The 23,664-nt window shown below is 43.7% G+C and carries 18 protein-coding genes; 5 read left to right on the top strand and 13 right to left on the bottom strand.

Features of this window, described 5'->3' with window-relative positions:
* The first annotated feature begins 35 nt into the window (after positions 1-35).
* Positions 36-386: a DUF1257 domain-containing protein gene (locus tag H6F41_RS02640; RefSeq protein ID WP_094535623.1), complete on the top strand. Its 351-nt coding sequence runs from the start codon at positions 36-38 to the stop codon at positions 384-386.
* Positions 387-547: 161 nt separating this feature from the next.
* Positions 548-1,210 (top strand): hypothetical protein, encoded by a 663-nt coding sequence (locus H6F41_RS02635; protein WP_190401912.1) that lies wholly within the window; start codon positions 548-550, stop codon positions 1,208-1,210.
* A gap of 20 nt (positions 1,211-1,230) precedes the next feature.
* Here H6F41_RS02635 and H6F41_RS02630 read toward each other — a convergent pair whose 3' ends face one another.
* From H6F41_RS02630 to H6F41_RS02595, 8 genes are all read right to left on the bottom strand, one after another.
* Complete coding sequence (locus tag H6F41_RS02630) at positions 1,231-3,312, bottom strand: ribonuclease catalytic domain-containing protein (protein ID WP_190401911.1); 2,082 nt, start codon at positions 3,310-3,312, stop codon at positions 1,231-1,233.
* 142 nt (positions 3,313-3,454) lie between these two features.
* Positions 3,455-3,637 (bottom strand): hypothetical protein, encoded by a 183-nt coding sequence (locus H6F41_RS02625; RefSeq protein ID WP_190401910.1) that lies wholly within the window; start codon positions 3,635-3,637, stop codon positions 3,455-3,457.
* 271 nt (positions 3,638-3,908) lie between these two features.
* Positions 3,909-4,754 (bottom strand): LbetaH domain-containing protein, encoded by an 846-nt coding sequence (locus H6F41_RS02620; protein ID WP_190401909.1) that lies wholly within the window; start codon positions 4,752-4,754, stop codon positions 3,909-3,911.
* Between the two features lie 168 nt (positions 4,755-4,922).
* On the bottom strand, positions 4,923-6,971 hold the full coding sequence (locus tag H6F41_RS02615; RefSeq protein ID WP_190401908.1) for a ribulose bisphosphate carboxylase small subunit: 2,049 nt from the start codon (positions 6,969-6,971) through the stop codon (positions 4,923-4,925).
* 219 nt (positions 6,972-7,190) lie between these two features.
* A complete protein-coding gene (locus H6F41_RS02610) occupies positions 7,191-7,499 on the bottom strand; it encodes a EutN/CcmL family microcompartment protein (protein ID WP_190401907.1) in 309 nt (102 codons plus the stop codon).
* A 104-nt stretch (positions 7,500-7,603) separates the two neighbouring features.
* Complete coding sequence (locus H6F41_RS02605; protein ID WP_009625736.1) at positions 7,604-7,945, bottom strand: carbon dioxide-concentrating mechanism protein CcmK; 342 nt, start codon at positions 7,943-7,945, stop codon at positions 7,604-7,606.
* A 114-nt stretch (positions 7,946-8,059) separates the two neighbouring features.
* Positions 8,060-8,368, bottom strand: coding sequence for a carbon dioxide-concentrating mechanism protein CcmK (locus H6F41_RS02600; RefSeq protein ID WP_190401906.1), 309 nt, complete (start codon positions 8,366-8,368; stop codon positions 8,060-8,062).
* A gap of 510 nt (positions 8,369-8,878) precedes the next feature.
* Positions 8,879-9,634: a carbon dioxide-concentrating mechanism protein gene (locus H6F41_RS02595; RefSeq protein ID WP_242022882.1), complete on the bottom strand. Its 756-nt coding sequence runs from the start codon at positions 9,632-9,634 to the stop codon at positions 8,879-8,881.
* 207 nt (positions 9,635-9,841) lie between these two features.
* Between H6F41_RS02595 and H6F41_RS02590 the strand changes: the two genes are divergently transcribed.
* On the top strand, positions 9,842-10,849 hold the full coding sequence (locus H6F41_RS02590) for a diguanylate cyclase domain-containing protein (RefSeq protein ID WP_190401905.1): 1,008 nt from the start codon (positions 9,842-9,844) through the stop codon (positions 10,847-10,849).
* On the opposite strand, the gene H6F41_RS02585 is transcribed toward H6F41_RS02590, so the two are convergent.
* Positions 10,846-11,643 (bottom strand): ABC transporter ATP-binding protein, encoded by a 798-nt coding sequence (locus H6F41_RS02585; RefSeq protein WP_190401904.1) that lies wholly within the window; start codon positions 11,641-11,643, stop codon positions 10,846-10,848. The genes H6F41_RS02590 and H6F41_RS02585 overlap by 4 nt on opposite strands.
* Positions 11,644-11,740: 97 nt before the next feature.
* Here H6F41_RS02585 and H6F41_RS02580 point away from each other — a divergent pair, with 97 nt between their 5' ends.
* On the top strand, positions 11,741-12,709 hold the full coding sequence (locus H6F41_RS02580) for a FecR family protein (protein ID WP_190401903.1): 969 nt from the start codon (positions 11,741-11,743) through the stop codon (positions 12,707-12,709).
* A gap of 69 nt (positions 12,710-12,778) precedes the next feature.
* Positions 12,779-13,477, top strand: coding sequence for a lipoyl(octanoyl) transferase LipB (gene lipB, locus H6F41_RS02575; protein WP_190401960.1), 699 nt, complete (start codon positions 12,779-12,781; stop codon positions 13,475-13,477).
* On the opposite strand, the gene H6F41_RS02570 is transcribed toward lipB, so the two are convergent.
* From H6F41_RS02570 to H6F41_RS02555, 4 genes are all read right to left on the bottom strand, one after another.
* Positions 13,474-15,222: an EAL domain-containing protein gene (locus H6F41_RS02570; protein WP_190401902.1), complete on the bottom strand. Its 1,749-nt coding sequence runs from the start codon at positions 15,220-15,222 to the stop codon at positions 13,474-13,476. The two genes, lipB and H6F41_RS02570, sit on opposite strands and share 4 nt — an antisense overlap.
* Before the next feature lie 227 nt (positions 15,223-15,449).
* Positions 15,450-20,036, bottom strand: a complete 4,587-nt coding sequence (locus H6F41_RS02565) for a GAF domain-containing protein (RefSeq protein WP_190401901.1) — start codon at positions 20,034-20,036, stop codon at positions 15,450-15,452.
* A gap of 35 nt (positions 20,037-20,071) precedes the next feature.
* Positions 20,072-21,223, bottom strand: coding sequence for a hybrid sensor histidine kinase/response regulator (locus tag H6F41_RS02560; RefSeq protein WP_190401900.1), 1,152 nt, complete (start codon positions 21,221-21,223; stop codon positions 20,072-20,074).
* A 67-nt stretch (positions 21,224-21,290) separates the two neighbouring features.
* Positions 21,291-23,654: a response regulator gene (locus H6F41_RS02555; RefSeq protein ID WP_190401899.1), complete on the bottom strand. Its 2,364-nt coding sequence runs from the start codon at positions 23,652-23,654 to the stop codon at positions 21,291-21,293.
* Positions 23,655-23,664: the final 10 nt, after the last annotated feature.

The raw sequence follows: 23,664 nt of genomic DNA, 5'->3' as shown, positions 1-23,664 counted from the left end.
TTGAATTAACAATTGTTTACAGGAGCAAAACTATTATGTCTCATTTCAGCACACTTCGCACAAAAATTACTGATGCCGAAGTCCTCAAGTCGTCTTTGCGCGATTTAGGTATCAGTGTTAAGACTGAAGCTGATGTTCGTGGCTATAACAGCCAACGCATTCGTGCCGACATCGTGGCAACCCTTGAAGGTGATTATGATTTAGGTTGGTCGCGCAATGCTGACGGTTCCTTTGATCTAATTGCCGATCTTTGGGGTGTTGCCAAAAAGCACAATCAGACTGAGCTGATCAACTCAATCAACCAGAAGTATGCTGTCAACAAGGCTTTGACTGAAGTGAAGCGTCCTGGGCTAAGCAATGCCAACGTCAAACTTGTCTTGCAGTAAGAGGCATAATCTTGCGATCTAAATATGCAAACAAGCAGGCTATTCATATCTTTGAGTAGCCTGTTTGTTTGTGAAAATTGCTAGAAAAAAGCTTAGCCCCTTCACATTTCTCGTTTTTAAATGTAGGATCGTGATACATAATTTTAGAAATTATTGCCCCCATGGAAATTGCGATCGCACTCTTGCAACACTACAGTTTTGACCTTGGGGGCTATAGCATCCAAGATTTAACCCATGCATGGCGCATTTTTAAACCTGAATGGGTACGTCAAGCCGTAATCGAATCACTATTCCAAGGTAGATATAAAGCAATTTCCGTTAATCAAATTTTGCAACTATGGCAGCGTAAGGGGGAACCTCACTGCCGCTACAACCATGAGTTTGAGCGTTTAGTCTGTGGCGATGTCGCTGTAATTTACGAAGATCGCATTTATTACACACCTCCACGCACTTCTGTACAAGATGCGGCGATTACAGAAATTGCCCCCTTTCGGCCAGTTAGTGAGGCTATCTCACCAATTCCATTCCCCAAACGAGCAATGCTAGGGAACCTAGGTAAACAAACTACTAACTCCCACAGCCCCTTTAAGTATCCCCGCCACACCATGCCATCGGGAACAACCACATCAATAATAGCCCCCCGATCAACATCAACATCTGAATATTCACTGGTGTATGAGTCAGCCTACGCAAATATGACTTTACTCGCAGAAACTTCGATGTTTGTCGATAAATTGCGATCGATGTGTGGCGAGCCAGCTAGTCTCTATAAAGAAGAGCGCGATATTGAAGCCACTAACAACAATGTTATGGTAGAACGCTAGAATTTCTAATTAGACAATTTTTAGAAGTCTATCATTTCAGATTCTATGCGATCGCTATCTCGCTCCATTTCCATTTCTAGAATTGAAGTAGATTGTTGCGCCTCCTGAAAATAAATAATGTCTTTGCGAGGGTCAACTTCACCAGTCTTAATCCGCAAGTTATCACCAACTTGAATTTGTCGATTAATTCGCATCGGCAACTTTAAGCCCAGATCTTCAATTAGTACGAGGGCAAGCTTTTCATTTTCACGTAACCAATCCAACATCAAGGCTTCCCAAACCACATCTTTGTTGCGACGCAGATATTCTAAACTCCAATACCGCACCGACTGCTTCTCAACCTGATTGGCATCCCAGATTGCAGGATCGATTGCTTGTAAAATACCCGTTAACATCTCCGCCGTAAATGGTAAAGGCTCATTGCGTAAAAAGGCTTTGATTTGCCAATGCGCTAGTAGATCACTATAACGACGAATTGGAGAAGTTACCTGTGCATAAGCATCAAGTCCTAAACCTGAATGGCGTGAGGCATAAAGACCCAGTGAACCTTTAGTCATACATCGGCAAATGGCAAACTCGCGTACAGGTCCTGATGGTAACTGCATCAGGGTGTCTAGGGGTGGTAATTCAGGTTGTTCTTGATAGCGATAGGGAATCGGAATACTATGGGTTTGAGCAAACTTGGCAGCGACTTCTCCTGCCAGAATCATCATCTCTGCGACTAGTTGCCGCGAGAAAGTGTCCTCCATTAGTTCTAAGGTAAGGCGATCGCCATTTTTAGAATCGACCTTAACACTTGTATCAGGTAAATGAATTTCGATTGCCCCCTGAGCAACCCGCCATTTTTTTCGCAATCTCGCAAAATCAGCAAGACGCTCAAGATCGTCCTCGACACCGAGTTGCAACATTTCTTCGACATCTTCATAGGTAAGTCGATAGTTCGGCTTAACCAAGCTAGCTACAATTTCATAGTGGGTGACTGCGCCCACTTCATCCAGATCAACCGCAAAGGACAGAGCATGACAGACTTTGTTCTCAATTAAGCTCATTGGCCCTGCCGCCAACTCAATGGGGAACATCGGAATCACTCCCGTTGGTAGATAGACACTCGTACCACGTTTACGCGCATCCTTATCTAGAGGACTCTCAGGATCAAGCCATCGCGTTGGATCGGCAATGTGAATCCAGATCCGCTTATTACCATCAGCTAAAGTCTCAATGCTCAGACCATCATCAATTTCAGTGGTGGTAATATCGTCGATCGTATAGACATGTAAATGGGTAAGATCTTGCCGTAGATCTTGCATACTGTCAGGAATTGGCGAGTTTAGACATTCTTGCGCTGCCACAATTAACTCATTGGCGAAGCGGATCGGAATTTGACTGCGGAGTAAATTTAAGTTCTCATGTTCACTCCAAATGCCTAAATCTACTAACATTTGGAATGCTGATTGCTCATTTTTAGAGCGCTTGGCAAAAGTCAATAGCTCTTGTGCCGCCGCTTTATCGGATGATTCATCGCCATAGAGGGCATAGCGCTCTAGACAATCTAAACGACTGCGATCGCTAGTTGTCCAAGTAACATCTTCGCCTGAAAGTTTTGTGGTTAGTTTATTTTGAAATTCTTCAATTAATTTTGCCCGTTGTGCTGCTGCTGCCGCTTGGTGTTTTAGCTCTGCCACCTGTGAGCTAGAACGAGGCTCATAGAGATCTCCTTTTTGCTTAAAGTAAATTTTGTCATTACTTAATAAGCAATAGGCGGCATAGGAGGTAATTGCGGAACTTTCGGAAAAAAGTAGGTTAGCTAAATCTTTAGGGCTAGTTGTCTGATTGTCTTCAATGAGAATTTCCCAAGCCACTTCGAGACTGGATGGATCGAGAAAATTCTCAACTTTTTGTAAAAATGAGGGAATTTGTGAATGGGTGAAGCTTGCATCATCCCCACTAGATTTGATGGTGTAGTTGATTTCTCGAGGATGGATAGTATGGGTATTGCCATTTTCATCAATTGATTGAAAGTGTTTTTTGCCTTCAGGGCGATCAATCACAACAAGGCGACGATCGCCATGCAATTTCACTTCAACTAGCGTACCTTTTTCCAAAATTGCCCCTTATTCAGCAAAGCCAAAATTCTTCTTTAATATTCTACCTTTTTATATAGCTGTCTCCATATAAAACCTAAAAACCAGAGTTGTGAAGATGTGCTAACTCTAGTTTTTGGATTTTAGGTTTATAAATTGATACCTAGACAATTTCATCCAACATAGTTGTGGCGATTGCCCCAACGGCGGAAGCTGCGATCGCAGGTTGATAAGCCCTAATGGCATTTGATAATGTCGCTCTTGTGGGTTGTTTAGGGGCTAAAAGCATAGCAGTTCCCAAAGCTAGTAAAGCAATACTAGATTTAAGTCTAAAGGTGCTATTCATCTTTTGCATTCCTCCCACGCAGGTTAGTTCAAAGTTTGACTTAGTGCAGCAAATGACTAAGACACAGGCTTTTTTGTTTCCTGTAGATTTAGTGAAGTAAGCTTAGCTTCAGAATTTACTTTGATTGACAGTAATAGTAATCGGTAAACCATCATGAGAATGTAATCTAAACATCAAGTTTTATATGATTTTGATCACATCAAAAAAGGAGTGCGCCCACTTTTTGGGCGCACTCCTTTTTGCTTATTGATATGCTGAAATACTTAACCAACTAATTTTGTGGATACAGTCTTTTGATGTAGCGATTGATTTGTGATTGAGCATATGCCTTAGCCTGTGCTGAATTAGCTGCCGTTAGGGTTGCTAGATCAGTACCACTTACAGGATCAATACTGGAATTAACTGGTTCATCTTCCAATGACTCGGATATATCTGATGACTCGGATATATTTGAGGATTCAGCAAATTTTTCAGCGGAAATTTCTACTTGAGTTTCCGTAACTGTGCGCTCAACGGAGTTGGCAACGATATTATCTGGAGTTGCCGTCACGCTTGTGTGGACATAGGTTTCAGTTGTTGAGCGTTCAATAATATTGTCAGAATTATTGGGGATTTCGGTAATAGGGTTGGGGTTATTTTTTAAAGGAGTTGCGGGTGAGTAGGTATGGGTAAAGGAATAATTGGTCGGGGAAGTAGGATTGCTATGGGGGGGTAATTCTTGAGCAATAGCAGGACTTGCTTCTTTTTCTATACTGCTTTGTTCTAACCCACTAATTAAGGAACAGGGAGGTACAATTGCGCCTTTGGCAATTACAGCACGGACAATTGAACTAGAAGCGCCGATACAAGCGCCTTCACCAATTTTGCTAGTGCCATAAACTAGGACTCCCGCTCCTAAGTTTGCCCCTGCCCCAATTTCTAGAATTCCACCTTGGGCATGAAGTACCACACCCATGCCAATACAAACACCAGCAGCAATCATGATGCGTCCCCCCTGATCGGCTTGGATCAGTACACCTGCGGCAATTGCTGCAGTTTGATCGATTACTACATCCCCACAAACGTAGGAGCGAAAATCTCCGATCGGTTCTAAAGGTGGTAGGTAGTTCGATTGCATTACATTCTTTTCTAAATTCTCTAAATACCGAAACTAGAAATGGCGTAGCCATTTTTAGTTTTAAAAAGCTTTACTGAGTTTTGATTCACAAAATCGTTGTTACACTTTCTGTGATCCTAATAGAGAACCTCGCACAGCGAGGTTCTCTATTAGGCATTAATTTAGTCACTATTTAGCAGGGCGTTGAATAATTCCTTCAAATACGCGACGCTTTGCCTTGGTATCAATACCGAGCAATCGCACATACTCATCACCATGCTCAGCTAAACAGGCTTCTAAGGCACGAATTACTTCGGACTCATTGGCTGCGGCAATGGGTGAGCAGCTATGCCAAGAGCTAGTACGGAAGTGACGTTCGTCAGCATGTTCTGTGCCAATGCGATAGCCTTGTGATAGAAGCTGACGAATGCGGGACATCATTTCGGCACTGATCTTGCCAACAGCTCCGCCATAGGAGCCATTGCTGCTAGTATTGCTAACCTTAACGGCAGTGCGGGTCGCGGTTACGGGCTGTCCACCAGGACGGTGCACGAGGATTTCCACAACGCGGCGCTTTGCCTTGGTGTCAACGCCAACTAGACGAATATATTCATCGCTATACTCAGCAATGTAATTTTCTAAAATTGCGATCGCAGCCGCAGCATTGCTAGCGGTAATTGCGGGTAGAGTTTGCCAAGAGGTAGTTCTGAAGTGACGCTCATCGGCATGCTCAACACTAATGCGATGACCTTGTGCCAACAGTTGGCTAATAGTAGTGGCGGCATCATTGGCTACACCATTACTACCTGCACGAGGAGCGCTATAGCTCGCATTAGAGCCATTGCTACTAGCATTACCGATACTGACAGCAGCGCTAGTAGGATTTTGAATAATTGTTTCGACAACGCGACGTTTTGCCTTGGGGTCTACGCCCACCAATCGGACATACTCGCCTTCATGTTCAGCAAGAATATTATTGAGGGCAGCAATGACACTGGACTCATTGGTAGCATCGATGGCTGCACCAGTTTGCCATGAACCAGATCGGAAACGACGCACATCAGCGAACTCAGTGCTGATGCGGAAGCCCTGTGACAGCAGTTGACGAACTTGACCAGCAACATCGGTGTTATTAGCACTAGCAGTACCACCATTAGAGGTTGCCTTAGGCGCACTATAGCTAGCTGTAGCAGCGGTGGTATTACTGATCACCGCAGGTTTATCGCTAGGACGTTGAATGATTGTTTCTGAAAGGCGACGCTTTGCCTTGGGATCAACGCCAAATAGGCGGACGTAATCACCTTCATTTTCCACAAGTGCATTTTGGACTGCTGAAATTACAGTTGAGGCTTCAGATGTGTGTGGAATTGCACAGGACTGCCAAGAGCCAGTGCGGAATCGACGCTCATCGGCATACTCGGCGGCAACATGGTAGCCCTGAGCTAAAAGTTGTCTTATTTGCTGTGCTAAATCCCCATTCATAGGTTCGTTCCTCTGTGCGTTTGTATTTGTGCTTGTAAAACTGTGACTGGTTTGATTAATTTGATTAAAATCTTGCTTATTAATTCGCGTATTAAGATCTTCAGCAGAGTGGCTGTTTGGTTTCGGCGAGTTCTGTTGTTGGCGAATCGGGGTAATGCAGGCAATATCAGCAGCACAGCGATACCCTTGTCGCAGGGATTCGTTGATACCGACAACATGACTCGCAAAATTTTGTTCTGATTCCCGTACATTCGGTAGCAGATCGGCTTGTTGCTGCGTCGTAATCACTGCACCAGAAGGAACATATTTACCCGCAGGAATTTCTACATCTTGGACAAGGGCATGTAAAGAAATAACGCAGCCGTCACCGACTCGCGCATTAAATACGGTTGAGCGGAACCCAATAAAGCAGTCGTTGCCAACAAAAGCCGGCCCATGGATAAGAGCCATGTGCGTGATTGAGGTGCGATCGCCAATCCAGACGGAGTATTCTTTCCCGTCACCACCAATTACACGACCTTTTTCAAGACCATGAATAACGACTCCATCTTGAACGTTCGTACTATCACCAATGTGAAAAGGATTGCCCTCATCAGCACGAATTGAAGTGCCAGGAGCAATCAAAACATTAGCGCCAATATGAACATCCCCAATTAGATTGGAAAAAGAATGAACGTAGGCGGATGGGTCAATTGTGGGTTCTGCCAATTTCCTAGACCAAGGCGTAGGGGGGGCAGCAAAGCTACTAACTACCATAGTGAATCTGTACTTCTAGGCTTTACTTAATAACTGGGTCATCAAAACCAAGAATATAAGTACCTTAGAAGCACTCCTCCAAATAACAACTTAAGCTACAACATCGGAGAACTATTAAGAACTATTAATTACTAGCGCTGCTCATTCAAGATTTAGATTGCATCTAATTAGATCTAGGCAATGCTTTGGGCAATACTCTGAAATTAGTGTAGATGCGTACTATTGCATTCTCTCGCTATATTTTTTGCTGTAGAGAGTACGATCGCTGAGACTAACTGTGTCAATGATGGCAATCACTGCGGCATCAATCGGACGGTTTTCGCTGTTTAGCACTTGTCTTGCGCCACTACCACGGGTAAACAGTACCCACTCATCTACGCCAGCACCAACTGTATCAGTGGCAACTTCATAGTCGGGGAGTAGTTGACCTTGCAGATCAACTAATTGCAAAAGCAAAAACTTAGTCCCAGACAAATTGGACTCTTTGTAGGTACTGACGACCGTACCGCAAACTTTAGCGATTTGCATATTGTTATAAGTACGTGAATGGTGATGAATGCGCTAGCAAGTCAATTGCTAAACCAGTGCGATCGCTCGTTAAGCAGAGCATGATCGCGCTAGTTAAGCCCTAACTATGGGCGGTTCATAGGACGGATGGAGTTAACATTGTCACGGAACTGCTCGACTTCTTCGGTGTAGCGAATAGGTAGAACGTATTCGAGGTTTTCGTGAGGACGCGCAATGATGTGGGTGGAAAGAACTTGTCCGCCGTTGACACGCTTGACAGACTCAGTACCTGCTGCTACTGAAGCTTGCACTTCGGATACATCACCACGAACGATAACGGTGACACGACCACTGCCGATCTTTTCGTATCCAACTAAGGTTACGCGAGCTGCCTTGACCATGGCATCTGCTGCTTCTACAACGGCAGGGAAACCAAGGGTTTCAATCATTCCAACTGCGATCGCCATAATTAATGTTCTCCTAAAAAACAAATAATGAAAATAGTGAAAATTTAGTCTTTTGATACTTTTTTGGAAAAATCTTTTTGAGATAATTACAAAAATAGTTGCCAAAAGTCATGTTTAAAAAGCAAACTGTTCTACTTCTCGCGTGTAGCGAATAGGTAGGACATACTCTAGGTTTTCGTGTGGTCTAGCAATAGTGTGGGTCGAAACAACTTCGCCCCCATTGACACGATTTGCAGCATCAACACCAGCGTCGATGGATGCTCTCACCTCAGAGATATCACCTCTGATGATGACAGTTACCCGTCCACTACCGATCTTTTCGTAACCCACAAGGGTAACGCGAGCTGCCTTGACCATGGCATCCGCCGCTTCTACGATCGCGGGGAAGCCTCTAGTCTCGATCATTCCAATACCGATTGGCATAATTTAAGCCAGTATCCTTACGAATCTCTAAAAAATTGAAGTTCTCGCGATTTATCTATCAATCATATGTAGATGCACGAGCGCAACTATTGATCTTAGCTACGATCGGTTCGCTTCAAACATCAAATTTTAAATTTTTAATACAAAATAAAAATGAGATGACGCTCGGCGCACTTTATGCCCCTGCTTTATGGCAGATGGCTTTTCGCAGCTAATTTCCAGATATTTATGACTTTCTGTTGTAACGCATTTCTTAACTAATTACTTCAATAAAGTAGTAGATAAGTATTTATTACTAAAGATATAGCCATTATAAACCTGAACAATCAGAGAAAATGAATAATATAAATATATCCAAATCTATCTTTATATATACGATAACGAGTGGCGGTACATTTGACAATATAAGCCGTCATGATAAATCTAAATAACGTATATAAATCTGGCTTATTTGCAATTTATTTGGGGTCACTTGATCCCCAATTTGCTGTTCACTAATGCGATCGCAGATTAACGATCATTAAGAGGGACATTAAGAGGGATAGTTTCGACTTCAGCAATTTCTAAGTTTGGTAACTGCACCAATTCTTGCTCTTGTTGCTGTAATGCCATCATCGGTATATTTACGGGGATCGGAGTCTCAATCCAATATTCCGATGTGGGCAAGGTTTCTTCGAGATCGTCGAGAGGGCGAGGAATAATCATTAATGTATGGAATTCCCCAATTCGTTCGGCTTCATACATGCCTGCTTCGATTGCGATCGCAACATCAGCAACATTGCCGCGAATAATTGCCGTGCATAGCCCTGCACCGATGGTCTCATAGCCCGCTAGATGCACATCCGATGATTTGAGCATCATATCGGCAGCACCGACCATGGCAGGAAATCCGCGAGTTTCTAGCAAGCCAATGGCTTGATTGCTAAGGCGACTATATCTACCGTCGGTAAGCTGACTCAAGCGGGTGCTAATTGGTAAAATTGCTTCTAAATTAGGATAGGGACGCGGAATCACAATCGTAGAAACTAACTGCCCAAATTCTTTCGCAGTTTCGGCTCCAGCCTCTACTGCCATTCTCACATCGGTAATTTGCCCTCGGACAATTGCTGTGCAGAAGCCGTTGCCAACTTTTTCGTAGCCAACTAGTCTGACGGTTGCTGATTTGAGCATCATGTCAGCAGTACCAACAATTGCAGGAAAACTAATAGTTGAGACCATCCCCAAAGCACTTCCAGAGAGATCGATTCTTTGAGATGTACTACTCATTAGCTAACACTATGAAACTAAAAAAACTTGTAACAGACTTCGCGAAAGTCTTAACCATACCAGTGTATTTTACTCTCTTCCCACTCAAAAACTTGAGAGAAGTCTAAAAGACTAAGTTTTCAGTTGGCAGCGATTCTCCCTGCTATTCTGTAATTAAATGCTTGATAAAATAGCCAAGCAAGCCCAAGATGTCTTGCTCTTAGAAAAATGCAATCGCCCGAATCTGCGCTTAAAAAAGAATACATTCTAGTCGTAGATGATACGCCACCCAACTTGCATTTGCTAGTTACGATGCTAACCCGCAAAGGCTACGATACTCGCGGTGTGGATAGTGGTGCAGCAGCTTTGATAGATATTGAGAGAGAAGCCCCCGACTTGGTTTTATTAGATATTAATATGCCTAATATGGATGGGTTTCAGGTTTGTACTCAGTTAAAGTCAAATCCACTCACTGCTGAAATTCCTGTAATTTTTATTAGTGCGCGTGATGGGGTGTTGGATAAGGTGCAGGCTTTTGCAGTCGGTGGAGTTGACTACATCACTAAACCATTTCAACTTGCGGAAGTATTGGCTCGAATTGAGAACCAGCTAACCTTACGCAGACTGCAAAAGCAATTGCAGGAACAAAATGAGCGACTGGTACTGGAGATTAGTAATCGCATCATTGCCGAAACTTTGCTGCAAGAAGCAAATGAGAAACTAGGCAGACTCGTTAATATGGATGGTTTGACCCAGATTGCAAATCGGCGCTGTTTTGATGAGTATTTAGAACAAGAGTGGCCTAGATTGGCAAGGGAGCAACTACCGTTGTCTTTGATTATGTGTGATATTGATTTTTTCAAAAACTATAATGACACCTATGGGCATGTGTCAGGTGATGACTGCTTACGCAAGGTTGCCATGGTTATTAAGCAGTCAGTGCGTCGTCCTGCGGATTTGCCAGCACGTTATGGTGGTGAGGAGTTTGTGGTGGTATTGCCGAATACGGATATTGATGGAGCGATGCAGATTGCTGAGGCAATTCGCCAAGATCTCTTGGATTTGAAAATTCCCCATGAAGATTCTGCGGTGAGTAAGTTTGTAACTTTGAGTATGGGTGTAACATCTTTGATCCCGATTGTTGACTCTAGCCCTGCGATATTGCTGACGGCGGCGGACTATGCTCTGTATCGAGCGAAGGAATTGGGACGCGATCAAACCTATAAAATTGGCTAGTCCCATTCTTCTTCTTGATCAAATTGATCACTTGGTTGAGAAAGAGGGTTTCGTTTTAATAAGTTATCAATGTCTTGCCAATTGACCAGATTAGCCTCAGCATCTTGAGTTAATTGCCCTTGATGCAGACAGATAAGTCGATCGCACCATGGTTGTACTAAATCGAGTTGGTGATTGATCATTACTACGGTAACGGGATCTGGTAATTGGGTTAACTCGGTTAAGATTTCTAGTAATAAATGTGAAAGCCCACGATCTAAGGCAGATGTTGGCTCATCAAGCAATAATATTTCTGGTTCGAGCATTAAGGCTCTGGCGATCGCTATCCATTGTCTTTGACCAAGGGATAGCTCTAGTTCGGAGCGATTTAATAGTTTTGATTCAATTTGTAGTTTCTCTAGCCATTTTTGCGATCGCAGATCAATTTCATGCTGGGGAAATTTCTGTAGTTTGAGGGGATAGGTGATTGCTTCGGCAACAGTCATGCCTAACAGGCTTGGTTCTTGGGGAACAAGTAACACTCGTCGTCGCAAGGTTTGAATGGGAATATCTTGGATGTTTTTACCATTGAGGGAAATTGTGCCAACCGATGGATCGGTGAGGCGATTTAGCAAGCGCAAAAATGTGGTTTTACCTGAGCCTGTTGCACCAATTACAGCAGTTTTGCTACCTTTTGCGATCGCAACCGATATATTTGATAAAAGTGTCCGAAACTTAGTCTGGTAGCTGACCTGATCTGTTGCGATCGCAACATTGGGCAGGAGTATCTGAGATACTGATGAAACCTTTTGCATGATGTAACTGTCTGTGCGGTTTAACGATCATAACGATCAAGATAGCCTTCAAACTATTAAACCTTTTCTCAAGCTAAATTGTGGAGAACCAACACATATGTCTGCATCACATCTTTCACAAAATTTTTCACAGCATATTTTAGAAACAACGTTGCAAAATCCTAGGAAAATATCTCACCAAAAGCGCCTTGCCTTTTTTCTGACAAGTTTATGTGTTGCTTCCTTAGCTACGCCGCAGATTGCCCCAGCATCGGCTCAAGCAACACAGGCGACTGTGCAGGAAATTTTGGATGGTAATCAAGTTTTTATTCAAAACAAACAAGCTGCACTCAGGGATGTTGCCCGCAAACAGCAGCAGGTGCGGACAGGCAATTCGCGAACAGCCCTTTTGTTTAATACTGGTGCAGTGGCAAGGCTATCAAAAAATGCCGTCTTGAAAATTGGTGATTGCGCTCGGCTGAGTCGAGGCACAATTTTAATAAACGGTGCAGTCAATGCTTGCTCGGCTTCGATCACGACGGGGGTACGCGGCACAACCTATGTCTTGGAAATTGATGAGGCGGGCAATCAGGAAGTGAAGGTGTTAGAGGGTACGGTCGTGGTCAAGCGCAATGCCGTCCCCACGTTTGAGGAAGAAGATTTAGATATTGATGATCAGTCAGATGACGATACAAATCTATTAATGCCTATCTCTCCCTTAGATCAAAAATCTTCCAACCCTCCAAGCACTGCACCCAAGGGTAAGGAGTTTGATGATGATCTGATGCCAGATCAGAATTTAGAGACAGAAACTCAAGATCAAGATGAAGTTGTGTTGCAAGCTGGTGAAAAAGTCGAGGTTGATCGGCAGGGCGAAGTTGGCATCATCGAGAAACTCACTGCCGATGAGTTTGTGAGTTTATTGCAAGGCAATTTGTTTCAAGGCTTTAGCAGTCAAATTCCGGGAATCGATAATGTGCGCTCTGCGTTTAGCAATCTATTCCCTAATGTTAACTTTCCTATTTCTATTCCTAATATTCCTACACCAAGTATTCCTATTCCAAGTTTTCCGAGCTTTCCCTTTTAAACATTTTTAATCCCGCCTTCGGCGGGATTAAAAATGTTTATGTATTTTATTTTTATTTGGAATGTTCATATGCTCCGTAATTGCTTACTTTATCAATGTGATCGACCTGTTCCCTATCTAACTGCATGGGAATGGCAAAAGTCATTAGTGGAAGAACGTAAGCAAGCAAAACGCAATGGGCAAGATTTGCCCGATGTGTTGTTATTGGTTGAGCATCCTGCTGTATATACCTTAGGGCAAGGTTCAAGTTTAGAGTTTTTAAAATTTAGTCCTGATGATCCCGATATTGAATGTCATCGCATTGAACGCGGTGGCGAAGTTACCCATCATGCGATTGGGCAGTTAGTTGTCTATCCCATTCTCAATCTTGACCATCATCAGCATGATTTGCATTGGTATTTGCGACAACTGGAAGAGGTGATCATACAGGTGTTGGCTAGCTATGGGTTAACTTCTCAACGCATTGATGGCTTAACGGGGGTATGGATTAATCAGGGTGGTCAATATCAAAAAATTGCACAAATGGGAATCAAGATTAGTCGCTGGATTACGATGCATGGTTTTGCGCTGAATGTATCCATGGATTTATCTGGTTTTGAACGGATTGTCCCCTGTGGTATCGCGGATTGCCAAGTTTGTAATCTCAATCAATTTGTGCCGAATCTGGAAGTTGAGCAGGTAAAAATTGCGATCGCAAAGACTTTTGCCGACATCTTTAATTTAGAAATACAGCCCCGATCCATCCCCAATCAATGGCTTAAAAGTTAACTTCCCATATAGATTTTGGTAATCTCGGCAGCAGGGAGAGGGCGGTTAAATAGATAGCCCTGCCCATACTGACAGCCAGCATTTTGTAACCATTGGAGCTGTTCCTTGGTTTCGATGCCTTCGGCAATTACGGATATTCCCAATTGATTGCTGAGGGCAATGATCGTATCAACAACGTGATAATTGTTGTTTTCAGCGTAAATTTGGTTAACAAAGGAACGATCAATTTTGAGATTATCGACGGGGAAACGATGGAGATAGCCAAGGGAAGAATAGCCTGTGCCAAAGTCATCAATACTGATTTGGATATGTCGCGATCGCAATTCTTTGGTGAGGGCAATCGCTGCCTCCGCATTGTCCATAATCGCGCTTTCGGTAATCTCTAGCTTGATGTTGGCAGGGTTTGCGCTAGTCTCCGCAAGGATTTGATCAATATCAGCCAGTAGGGTCGATGAAGCAAACTGGCGCACCGAAAGGTTGACACTCATCGTTAGATCTGTCCAGCCCTGCTGTTGCCAATCGTGGAGTTGTTGGCAAGCTTGACGGAACACCACCATGCCCACAGGCACGATCAAGCCCGTTGTCTCCATGGAGGGAATAAATTCGTTTGGCGCAACCATACCGCGTTCGGGATGCCGCCAACGTACTAGGGCTTCAAACCCTGCTAGGCGCTCTGTTTGCAAATTGATGATGGGTTGGTAAAACAACACAAACTCTTGCTGCTCTAGCGCCCGTTGTAGATCATTTTCTAAAATCAGGCGATTGAACATGGTTAGGTGCATTTGGCGATCAAAGACTTGATGACTATCTTTGCCCCGCAGTTTGGCTTGATACATGGCAGTATCGGCATCTTGTAATAGCTCTTCAGGTTTGCGATCGCTATTTTTGCCTAGGGCAATTCCCATGCAAACGGTGATGTAAATTTCGCAATTGGCAACCACAAATGGTTCTACAAAGCTTTGGAGAATATCTTGCAAAAATGGCTCGACCTGTGACTCATCTTCCACTTGATCAAGCAGAAAGCAAAATTCATCTTCTCCCATTCTGGCAAGGATATCGCCAGATCGTAAATGTTGTCGCAACCGATCTGCGATCGCAACTAATAATTGATTGCCCACATGATGCCCAAAGGAACCATTAACCAATTTGAATTGATCGCAATCTAAATAAACTAAAGCGAGGGAAGAATCTCCTTGTTTTAATCTATCTGCTAAATTGTGCAGCAAATAGGCGCGACTAGGTAACTTGGTGAGCGCATCCTCAGAAATCATAATTTGTAATTGGGCGGTGCGGTCTTGCACCATCGACTCCAATTTAGTATTAAATTCTGCTAGTTGCTTATACTGCTGATGAATGCGAATCATCGACTTAACCCTAGCCATCATTTCTAAACGATTGACTGGTTTACTGATAAAGTCATCGGCTCCTGCAAATAGACATTGAGCAAGGTCTTTTTTGGTGGTGAGAGCCGTTACCATAATAATTGGCACGGGACTCCATTTGGGGATGGCTTTAATGCGCTTACAAACTTCAATGCCATCCATCTCTGGCATCATCACATCCAGCAAAATTAGATCGGGTTGAAATACATCTAGGGATTCAATTGCATCTCTGCCATTAGCAGCATAGTGTAAGTGATAATCCTGATTGTCTTGATCGACATCTTCGCTATTACTCAAAAGCGTTTCAATAACATCAAAGTTATCAGGTTCATCATCGACGACTAAAATAGATGGTTTGCTCATAGTTAGTATTGCTGGGACACTACAAATTGGGTATCTAGAAATTTGCTGGACAGTGATGAAGTTGATCGTAATCGTAATTCATGAATTTTCACCATTATCAATAGTTTTATAGCTAAGACCAAAACTCAAAAGAGAGTCGTTGCGCGTCGCGCTGCGACTCTCTTTTGGGGTTCTTTTGGGGTTTGCTTTTGTCGTAACATACATGGCTACAGCTATAGTGATAATTTTTAGTGAGAACTCAACAGCCTTTGAATGGTTGTAGTTAGCTCCCGTAATTTGACGGGTTTACTAAGATAACTAGTTGCGCCTGCGGCAAGACAAAGCTCAATATCACTTTCCATTGCCAAAGCCGTGAGCGCAATAATTGGTGTATTGGCGAGAGCAGGCAATTGGCGGATTTTTTGAGTCGCTTCTAATCCATCCATGATCGGCATTTGAATATCCATCAAAATCAAGTCAGGTTGTACCGATTGCAAAATATCAAGGGCTTGTTGTCCATTATTGGCAATGATCATTTCATAGCCTTTGGCAATCAGATAACTAGAGATGGTCATGATGTTGGCTTCGCTATCTTCCACCAAGAGGATGATGGGAATGTGGGAAATTCGCGTACTAGTTTGGCTAGAGGTTCTGGAGTTATTATTTTGACTGGGCGGCAAGAGTTCAGGATGCGTGGTGATACAGGGAAGATCAATCATGAAGCAACTGCCCCCCCCCAACTTGCTGGTCAAGCTGACTTTACCACCGTGCATTTCCACGATCCTTTTGACGAGGGCAAGTCCTAAGCCTGTGCCTTGATATTGACGGTTGAGGGCGCTATCGATTTGAATAAATGGTTGGAATAGCTTGCCGATATTTTCGGCGGAGATGCCAATGCCTGTATCGGTGATGGCGATGCGAAGATAGCCTTGAATGTCGGAGTGATCATTCTGTTCGGGGCTGTCAAGGGGCAGTACACTCGCCTCTAAGTTGATTGAGCCTTCCTCTGGTGTAAATTTCACGGCATTGTTGAGCAGATTAATCAGCACTTGGCGAATGCGGCGCTCATCGACGTTTAATTCTGGGAGGTTATTGGGGAATTTGGTATGTAGTTGAATCCGTTTTTTGAGGGCTTGCTGCTTGACAAAGGCAAGACTCGATTGACAGAGTGATTCGACGGTAACGGTGCTGTATTCTAGTTCGATCTGTCCTGACTCAATTTTGGCAACATCGAGAATGTCATTGATTAGCTCTAGTAAGTGGGAGCCACTGCGTTCAATGGTTTTTAATGCTTTAATTTGGGATTCGGTGACATTGCCAAAGACTCCTTCTTCTAGCCCTTCAGTCATGCCGAGGATGGCATTGAGGGGGGTACGCAATTCATGGCTCATGTTTGCCAAAAATTCATCTTTAAGGCGAGTGGCTCTGGCAAGTTCTTGATTGGAGAGGGCGAGTTGATCGTTGCGCTCGGTGAGTTGTTGTTGGGCTTGCTGACGATCGCCTAATTCTTGTTGTACCTGATCGAAGAGGTTGACCTGCTGAATAGCAATCGCAAGTTGGTTGGCAACTTGTTGTAGCAGTTGAGCATCTGTATCAAGCCACACCCGTTTTTCTGAACAGGCATGGATGACTAGCACTCCCCAAAGCTTATTACCGACATAGGGAGAAACCCAGCGATGACTTTCGTCGGCTCTGATTTCCTGCAAAATGGGAGCAACAATTTTGGATTGAATTTTTCCTTCAACAGAATATTCCATTAGGCATTCTGTCCAACGATCATTCATGACATCTGGCACAATTCGAGGTTGACCTTGCCAATAAAGTTCTAAGATTTCTTGAGACCAAACTTCATCATCCCAGTGCAAGTTTTTTAGTTGAGGCAAACCATCGGATACGGCTTCTTCTTCAATCTGACTATTACCATTGGGAAATACTCTAAAGATAAGTACCCGATCGCCATGAAGAACTTCTTTTACTTGTTGTACAGCCGTTTCGAGGATATGCGGTAGGTCAAGCGATTGCTGAAGAATTTGTTGGGTAATATTCGCCATAGCCTGCTGCCGCCGCAGTTGCTGCTCAATCTCAGCTTCTTTCTGTTTGCGCTCTAATAATTCACTTTCCACCTTCTCGTATAGGCTCGCTTGCTGAATGGCGATCGCTAGTTGGATAGCGATTTGCTGCGTCAAACTAATCTCAAATTCTTGCCATTGACGGGGGCGATCGCATTGATGGACGCATAGCAATCCCCATAGTTTTTCGCCACAGGGCAAGGGAATAATTAGGTTGGCACGGATCTGGAACTGTGCCAAAACATCGATATGACAGGGCGTTAAGCCATGATTGTAAATATCATTGATTGCCGAAAATTTACCCTCTAGGTATAACTGGGCATAGTCTTCGCCAAAACAATGATCATGGACGGGTCGCCTCAGTACCGATCGCAGCCCTGCCACAGAGGATTCGGCAACAAACTCACCGTCATCGTAGTGAGAGTCAACATCGAATTTGAAAATACCAACGCGATCGGCATGGAGCAGTTGGCGAATTTCTTGGCAAGCTGTATCAAAGATTGTTTGCAGATCTAGGGATTGGCGAATGCGTTGGGTAATTTCCCGCAGTAGTGTTTCCTGCTGTGCTTGCCGCTTGATGATCTGATTCGCCTGTTTGCGATCGCTAATATCGCGGCAGACACAGATTAATAGCCCATCATTGGTTAAGGTCAGCGATAGCCCTTCATCAAAGGTAGATCCATCTTTGCGAGTTGCGATCGCTTCACCACTCCAAGATTTATCGCGTCCCAACACAGGAAAGACCTCATGCCCAAATCTCTCTATCTCCGATGGCGAATATAAAATTTGCCAATTTCTGCCCAACAGATCCTCCACATTGGCATAGCCAAATATCTCCGCATGGGCATGGTTCATGTAGATGTATTTGTCATTTTCCAACACAGCAATGCCATCGATGGCACTCTCAATCGCCGCTAGTTTTTGTTGAAGATCTTTTTCGGTACGCTTGAGATCGCTAATATCGACAATCACACAGACGCATTCCTCTTCCGAAAGCATCGCTAGCCCAATCAACACATGAAGAGGATGACCAGACTTGTGATAGTAAACCTTTTCCCAAGGTTCAATCACGCCACTTAATTTGACATGGGCGAGCGTGTGCAGATCGATGGGCAGATATTCGAGAGGAATCATCTTTGTCCAATGCAGTTCATGCCCTTCGAGATCGCTGCGACTGTAGCCAATCAAATCTAAGAAACAATCATTGGCATCAAGAATGTCACCTTGCAAATTGACAAATAGCATCCCCACTACGTTGGCTTCAAATATGCCCCGAAATCTTGCTTCACTGGCTTTTAGTTCCGATTCAGTCTGCTTTTTATCGGTTTGATCGCGAATAATTACCATCACCTCATCTTCATCGATCGGCACGACCCGCACTTCTTCAAAAACTAGGCGATCGAACTTGTTATACAACTGATGTTCATAGACCTGTAATTGTTCTGTAGTCAGCGCTCGATCGATGACATCCAGTTGACGTTGGCATAAATCTGGCGGTAAGACCTCGGAAATATGGTACTTAATCGGGACAAAGTTATCGTGATAGTCGGTATCGTTGATGTATTCTAGGCACTCGCCATGACGATTTATGCGGAGCAACATATCAGGTATCGCTTCGATGATGGCGCGCAGTCTGGCCTTGCTGTTTTGCAATGCTTCAGTACGTTCGGCAACCTTTGCTTCTAAGGAGTGATTGAGGGCAATCAGCGCAAGTTTGGCTTTTTGGCGTTCTTGCAGTTCTTCCTGTAGTTGTTGGTAAGTTAAGACTTGCTTTTGTTCTAATTCTAGATTTTGACTTTCGAGGAACGCAATTTTTTCAGCCTCTAGGCGCAGGACTTTTTGTTCTAGCACTGTTGCCAAATTGTAAAGCTCGATGGGGTTGAGAGCTTGGAGTAAGCTGCTTTGGGTAACGATCCCTAAAAGTTGATTCTGGCTATCGGTCACGGCAAGGCGACCGATGAAATATTGCTCCATCAACTGATAGACCAACCACAATGTATCCGTTGGTTGCACGGTAAAGATGGGGCTGCTCATCATCTCGTGAGCATTGCTGTTTGCAAGGTTTAAGCCCAAAGCTTGAAACTGAACAATATCGCGCTCCGTGATAATTCCTAACGGTACTTGTGGTTGGTTTTGGGGATTAGCATTCTCCTGTTCGCGATCGGCAGTAACGATCACGGAGCTGATGCGATGGCTTGCCATGAGTTGGGCGATCGCCAGCATCGATTGATCGTGACGAGCGCAAACCACCTCACGGGTCATCACCTCAGAGACCATTCGCAAGCGCAGAAGGTCGATCGGGCGGGAAGTTTGACGCAAACTTTCATGGGTAATGATGCCCACAAGCCGATCTTGCTCATCGACAATGGGCAGATGGCGGATGCCCTGCTGCTGAATCAGATTCACCGCCATAAATAAGTCTGTAAAGGCTGACTCACGCATGGTGGTAACTTTCTGCGTCATCACTTCACGGATTGGCAAGAGATCGATCGGTTGCCCCTCAGCACTGAGGCGCACCACATCCCGCTCGGTCATAATCCCCACAATCTGTTCATTCTCGACAACTAACACGCAGCTCGATCGCACATCTATGTGCAGTTTCTCTTGCCTGTTCGATTGGTCTTGTTGAACTTCACATTGCGATCGCAAGTCACTCATCCTATGGATTGCCACCATCACTGTAGTTTCAGTCGACACTACAATCGGATCGCGAATGATTGCCGCATTTAGTTCTGATTTGGTAAGTGGATTAGGATGAGAGAACATAGATTTAGGAAAAAATTAGTGAAGTTAGCCCAGCTCTAATCATGAACAATTGGCATATGGGCAATTGGCAGTGAAATATTTACTGTTGTCTGCTCTTGGCAGATACTTGCGATCGAAAACTGTCCCCTTGCTAGTTCTACAATTTTTTTGACGATTTTTAAACCCAAACCAACACCTTGTTGTTCGTAGATTTTGCGCTCAAATTGCATAAAAGCACCAACAAGAGCGATTTGTTCGTCGGTCATGCCACGCCCGAAATCTTGTACTGACAAATGAAATACGTGATCAACAACTTGACTCCTTACTTTTATTATTGATCCTGCTGCCGAGAATTTCATAGCATTATCAAGTAACTCATACAAAATCGTCCAAAGATAATTCTCTGGTATTGTAATTTCAGCTTCCTCTAGCTCAAAGATTAGATCATCACTACGTTGCGCTCGACTAGCATCTGCTCTCAGCTTTGACTCAACTATGTCTTTGACAAATTTGGTATGTTTTGATTTAAATAATTTCTGATGATTGGGCGATACCTCTAATTCTAGGTAAGTTAAAAACTTTCTAGTCAATCCCTCTAAGCGTTGTGCTGATTCATCTGCCCAACCTAACATTTCCCGAATTTCGCTAAGATCCATATTTTCGAGATCTGCCATCAATACATCAATTGTACCGATGATGCCATTGAGGGGAGTATTCAGCTCGTGGGACATCTTGGCGGCGAGAGTACCCCGTAATTCATTGAGAGTGCTTTCGAGGATATTAATTGTATTAGATTGAATACTAGAAAGAGTTTGGATATTGTCGTACTGTTGCTTAATGCGGAGCATCGAGTTAACCCTTGCTCGCAGTTCGACACTATTGATTGGCTTACTCAAAAAGTCATCAGCCCCAGCATTCAGACAATTTGCCAAATCAGATTTACTATTGAGGGCTGTCACCATAATGATTGGTACTGTTTGCCATTTGGGAATCGCCTTGATGCGCTTACAAACTTCGATGCCATCGATCTCTGGCATCATCACATCTAACAAGATTAAATCTGGCTGACAGGCATCAAGCACTGCGATCGCATTTTTACCACTAGCAGCGTAATGTAACTCGTAGTCTTGATCGCCCAACAAAGTTTCGATTACATCGAAGTTATTGGGGTCGTCATCGACAATCAAAATTGAAAATGTATGTGTCATTACCTTGCTTTTATTAAACTCAATATATCAGCCATATTTCAGCGTAGGGGCAATTCATTAATTGCCCCTACACCAAATTAGAATTTTCCTTTGCCAGATAGTCTTCTAAATAAGTAACTACCACAGGGAAAGTCGCATCAATCTGCTCCATTATTTGTTCACTGCCATCCAGTTGTTTATTGCGTCCTGCCACCTCTAAACCAAAGCAAAGTTCCGCAAAGGCTCTTGCCCCCAACATGCGGCTACTTCCCTTTAAAGTATGTGCTACATATTCAATTTGTGAAGCATCCTGTTCTAATATTGCCTGATGTAATTTATCTAATAGAATGGGACATTCTTCATTTAAGAAGATACTAATCATCCGTTTAGGTAAACTCAGAGAGACTTGCTCAATCTCTTGGAGAGAGCGATCATCAAAGTCTGAATTAACATCGAGGATCGATGGTTCTGGTTCTTGTTCTTTAGGGAAATGTCCCCAGCGATCGATAATTCTTTGGAGCGTTTCAAAGGATACGGGCTTACTGATGTAGTCATCCATCCCTGCCCCCAGACACATCTCCCGATCGCCCTGCATTGCACTTGCAGTCATCGCAATCAATTTAGGACGCAAGGGATTATTCGAGAGTTGTGACCATTCGCCGACAATGTGCGTAGCAGTTTCCAGTCCATTCATACGGGGCATTTGCACATCCAAAAATACAATATCAAAATCTTGTTCCTTAATCGCTTCTAATACCTCAATGCCATCATTCACTATTTTGGGAACATAACCCATTTTGCTCAGCATTGCCAGCACCATTTCTTGATTGATCAGATTATCTTCTGCAACCAAGATATTCAGAGGTAATTGAGTGGCGAGATCGGTGCGAAGTGGTTTGGTGGGACGCAGCATATTGCGCCGCTCAATGGGAGTCATTGCCTGTGGCGCTTCATCGGTGACAGTCACGGGGATGACAAAGGAAAAAGTTGAACCTTGATTGAGGGCGCTTTCTGCCCAAATTTTACCCCCCATCATTTGTACAAGCTTCTGACAGATGACCAGCCCTAACCCCGTACCGCCATACTGACGAGTAGTGGCAATCGATGCTTGGGTAAAGGGCTGGAATAGTTTTTGTAATTGTTCAGGAGAGAGTCCGATTCCTGAATCTTTAATTGCAAATAAGAGCGTTGTTTGATTGTCTGCGTCAGTGGTAGGGGATACAGAAATTTGGACTACTCCTTCATGGGTAAATTTGACAGCATTGTTCGTTAAATTAAGAAGGATTTGGCGTAACCTAATCGCATCACCGAGGATATAGGCAGGGGTATTTTCGTCAATTTGATATTGAACTTTGATTCCCTTCGATTCAGCTTGAGTGCTAAGCAGAGCACAGGTGTCGATGATAATTGCATAGACATCAACGGGAAGATGCTCTAACAAAAGCTTTTGGGATTCTAATTTGGAGAAGTCGAGAATGTCGTTAATCACCGTGAGCAGAATTTCGCCACTGGTTTGAATCGACTGCACAAAGCGATTTTGCTCTTGATCGAGTGTTGTTGTGGCGAGTAGCTCGGTCATACCCAAGACTCCGTTGATGGGAGTCCGAATTTCATGGCTCATCATCGCTAAGAAGTCCGACTTAACTCTCAGCGCAGATTCGGCAACTTCTTTAGCTTGTTGGAGATTAGTTTCATACTGCTTGCGATGGGTGATGTTGCGAAATCGCCAGACAAATCCCCAAAATTTTCCCGTGGGCGAAGTAACAGAACTACTAAAGTATTCATAGTTATTGTTATTGATGATGATTTCGCCGTGACTAACTTCCTCTGGCTCATCGTAGGTTTCTTCTAAAATTTGAATAATTTCCTCGGGAAAATTTTCCTGTATCAATAGTGGAATTAGGGGCAGTTCTCGATAATTAACATGGGCGGTGATCGCATTCATGTCCCATATTTCACACATTTTTTGGTTATAGGCAACTAGTTTGCCTTGCTCATCAACGGCAATAATTCCCTCCAAACTTGCCTCTAGTTGAGCATGGATCATCGCATTAGCCCGTTCTAGACGATCGTGCTGTTCTTTGATGCGTAGCATCGACTGCACTCTAGCGCGAAATTCTAGAGAGCTAAGGGGCTTACTAATAAAATCATTAGCCCCTGCATTCAAACATTTAGCAAGGTCTTCTTTGGAGTTTAGTGCCGTCACCATGATGATGGGGACTTCTTGCCACTTGGGCAGGGTCTTGATTAGTTTACAAACCTCGATCCCATCCATGACGGGCATCATTACATCTAGCAAAATCAGATCTGGCTGAAATGTATCCAGATAGGTGATCGCATCCTGACCACTAGCGGCATAGTGTAATTGGTAGTCTTGATCGCTCAATAGCGTTTCAATCACATCAAAATTATCAGCTTCATCGTCAATGATTAAAACAGATGCTAGATTCATTGCCTATCTT

This window comes from Pseudanabaena mucicola FACHB-723, assembly GCF_014696385.1.
Lineage (GTDB): Bacteria > Cyanobacteriota > Cyanobacteriia > Pseudanabaenales > Pseudanabaenaceae > Pseudanabaena.
This window is presented reverse-complemented; position numbering and strand designations above follow the sequence as displayed.